Below are 3187 nucleotides of genomic sequence, written 5' to 3'. Positions count from 1 at the left end.
TCACAGGATAAACGCCTGTTTATTTCGTTTGCGCTTTTTCAGCTTCCAAACCAAAAAATCTTCCTCGATCTCCACCCCCGGGGCATCTCTTGCGGCACGCTGTCCCGTCTCTAGCGGCTCGATCTCCACCGCTGGGGCATCCCTTGCGGCATGCTGTCCCGTCTCTAGCGGCTCGATTTCTGCTGCCAAGTATTTCATGCGATCACTCGATTCTCAGCAGCACAGCGCCGCCGGGGAAGGGCACATTAAACAATTTGTATGGCAATACACAATGATACTTTGCGTGTTCTGTGACAAGCGTATCGCCCTGCAGCAGATTTGTTGGAGCTGAACCGATATATTTGACCGTCTTAACCCCGTCCAACTTCCCTCTGAAACCTTCTTCGTCCGAACCATAATATATGGGAGATACCATATATTTTTTCGCAATATTGGGATCAACCGTAGCTAGTAAAGCGTATGTCGGCAAGAAATACACATCATCTTTTATCCCCAAATCATCGGGGCAATCGGTGATACAAACCCCTTGATTGGTATTGGATGCAGCGAACAGGACGCCTCTTGACTGAGATTCTGTCAAAAAACGTGTATCCGGCTCGCCCAAATAGAAAACGACGGGATCCGCTATGGAGTTTGACTGCGGATATTCCAGCGCTAGGATAATTTTCCCCGCATCCACATATACATAGTAATCAAGCGTCGTTTCTTTGCTGAACGCCTGTCCGGTTCCGTAAATATGCCACGGACGCCATACCCTTGCAGGCTTTGCAAATGTTCCGGATTCACCGCTTCCGCCGGGCATATACCATGATTGCAGACGATACGACATCGTGCTGTAATCGGTTGTCACCACAGAATATGCTTCGCTTGGGTTACTGTCGGCTCTGTCGCGAAGATTCAAGATCAAGTCGCGATCTCCCGTCACGCCTTTGGAATGAAGCACGACATAATCCGTTTCCGGCTTTGACGAGATGTCTTTCCAGCCTTTTTCTTTCAGCTTGTCGATAATGAGCGAATAGATTTCTTTCTTTTTGCACGTTCCCTTAGAAAAAATGTACTCTTGCGCCATGATGTTTATGCCTCCTACTTCATCTTGATCGTTACAGACAGTCCGTCGTCATTTTCCATCAGCCCCATGCGCAGCACGTCGCCTTCTTGGACGGCAATGTTCTGCACCAAGGTCGTAAACGTCTTGTACCGCGTCATTGACGGCAGGACGATTCTGCCGCCGATCGGCTCCCAGACTCCCGCACCTGCGGCAAACGATGCGGCGTCCATCTTCACGAGCGGCAGGACGATTTCAGCGGCGACAGGCTCTGCCATAAGCACGGCGACGGATTGAATCACGCCTTGATACGGATAGACTACGTTGATGTCGCTGCCCCTGAAAACGACGGCGTGTTCCGTGCTGCTGCCGCTGCCGCCTTCTCCTGTGCCGAAGCGTTTCAAGACCCAAGAGGCTGTACCGTCCGCAAAGGTGTCTCCTTCGCCGTAGCCGACCGGCTCGATGCTTGCGGACGTGCCTGCTTTCTCGCAGATCCAAAAGCCCCAACTCGGGCATGTCGAGGTTCGCACGACGTCTTTCTTCTTGTACGCTTTCCCCGCCTGCCACAGTTCGAAATGCGCCCGACTTTTCGCGTGTTTTCTTGGCAGGGCGTTTTTGTCTATCGCTTGGAGTGCATCGTTGAACTGCCGTGTCAGAAGCGGCTTGGCGCCGTCGATCAGCGGGATTTCAAGTTTTGCTGTCGTCATGGCATCCCTCTCCTCTCTTGGATCGTTTCACCGTCCCATGCGTAGCTTTGCACCTCGCCGCCTGCTGCTGCCGGCACATAGTACGAATTGAAGGTGTAGCCTTTTTTCATCGTATAGGCGGTAAGTTTCGCTTTGCCGCTCACGCAGAGAATCTCGCCCGTAAGCCGATAGCTTTTGCCGTCGTGTCCGAAGATCGCGCCATCGTCTGTCGGCGGCGCTTCTTCGCCGAGTGCAAAGAGCGGCAAGTCTTTATATATGACCTGTTTCGCTGTCGCCATCTTGCCGTCGGGCATGACGATGCGATCGACGATGCCCCACGCTTGCAGCCGTTCACGCGCTTCGTCTTCGGATGCGACGACATCGACGAGTACGGGGATCGTTCGACGGAATGTGCGCTCGTGTGCTTGATAGGAGAGCAGACCGTCACGCCTTGCGAAAAGCTCTAAGCGCACCATGTCGGAGAGATTCCGAAAGTCAAGACAGTGCTGCTCCCAGCCCAGTGTAATCGGCGATTGGGGGAAGGTGTATTCTCTGACTTCATCGCCGACCGTAAGCCGCACGAGGTAGTCGGTTCCTTCCTCAGATTTGATCGGCTGCTTCGTCCAGTATTCGAGCACGTCGTCCTGCGATACGGCGCCGAAGCTCTGGCGATTGTTTCGCGGCGCAAACGAGAGGCGGACGTCGCCGGCAAGGTCTTTGACCTTTCCTTTTTCTTCGACCATGTGAGCGCCGATGCGAAATCTGCCGGGTACGACAGGCAGCAGAGAGCGCCGCCTTGTCGTGAGAGACTGCACCTTCGTATGATCGAAGTCTTCTTTGTGCTTGACGGTCGCCGTTGTGATATTGTATTCTTCCGTGACCGTCTCTCCCGCCGCGCAGACGGGGCCACCCGTCGTGACCTGCGCATAGTTGCCGCTGCGAATGAAAAAGACGTGCGCCTGCGCGGTATGCTTTTTCGGCACGGTATCGAAGACGCCGCGCAGGACGCCCTTGACGTACCAATGCCCGTTCGCCAGTTCGATGAGCGTGCTGTACGCCATGATTTCATCGTCCACGATGAGCAGGCGATTCCCTTTGCGTGCGGCTGCGATGTCAACGGTGCTGCTCTCAAGCTCCTCTACGCCGCCGAGGTTGACGATCTCAAAGCCCAAGATGTCTTCGACGTCGCTGAATTCCTCGATGTCGTAGGAGAGCCGTCCCGTCGGCGTCCACTTGCTCATGCTGCTGGTACTGACAAAGGGCTTGCCCGTTTCTTGTCGCCAGACCGTCCATAGATCCGTCTTTTCATCGGGACGCGCGGCAAAGGCTGCGACGTAGGTATCGCGGTCGTTGACGATCTCATAGGGCAGTTCGAGATACTTCATGATCTGCACGCCTGCGGGGTATTTGCCCTCGGGTTTCCACTCCGTCGAATCCGAGAAGGAGAAGTCTGTTT

4 protein-coding genes are annotated in these 3187 nt (G+C 54.4%); all 4 read right to left on the bottom strand.

The window, feature by feature from the left end:
• Positions 1–198 carry a hypothetical protein gene (locus tag ACTTKG_RS10090; protein ID WP_442674070.1) on the bottom strand — a complete coding sequence of 66 codons (198 nt, stop codon included), beginning with the start codon at positions 196–198 and terminating at the stop codon, positions 1–3.
• 4 nt (positions 199–202) lie between these two features.
• Positions 203–1069 (bottom strand): hypothetical protein, encoded by an 867-nt coding sequence (locus ACTTKG_RS10085; protein ID WP_442674069.1) that lies wholly within the window; start codon positions 1067–1069, stop codon positions 203–205.
• A 14-nt stretch (positions 1070–1083) separates the two neighbouring features.
• Entirely contained in the window at positions 1084–1752 is a 669-nt protein-coding gene (locus tag ACTTKG_RS10080) for a hypothetical protein (protein WP_442674068.1), read from the bottom strand.
• Positions 1749–3187, bottom strand: a 1439-nt coding sequence (locus tag ACTTKG_RS10075; protein WP_442674067.1) for a GTA baseplate fiber-binding domain-containing protein, incomplete at its 5' end; no start/stop codon positions are given. The genes ACTTKG_RS10080 and ACTTKG_RS10075, both read right to left, overlap by 4 nt.

The sequence above is a fragment of the Selenomonas sp. genome, assembly GCF_052169755.1.
Lineage (GTDB): Bacteria > Bacillota > Negativicutes > Selenomonadales > Selenomonadaceae > Selenomonas.
The sequence above is the reverse complement of the archived record's forward strand: the minus strand, read 5'-3'. Positions and strand labels throughout refer to the sequence as shown.

Bases quoted from the DNA above. Each gene is read 5' to 3' on its own strand.
- ACTTKG_RS10090 (WP_442674070.1), bottom strand. From the start codon at position 198: ATGAAATACTTGGCAGCAGAAATCGAGCCGCTAGAGACGGGACAGCAT.
- ACTTKG_RS10085 (WP_442674069.1), bottom strand. From the start codon at position 1,069: ATGGCGCAAGAGTACATTTTTTCTAAGGGAACGTGCAAAAAGAAAGAA.
- ACTTKG_RS10080 (WP_442674068.1), bottom strand. From the start codon at position 1,752: ATGACGACAGCAAAACTTGAAATCCCGCTGATCGACGGCGCCAAGCCG.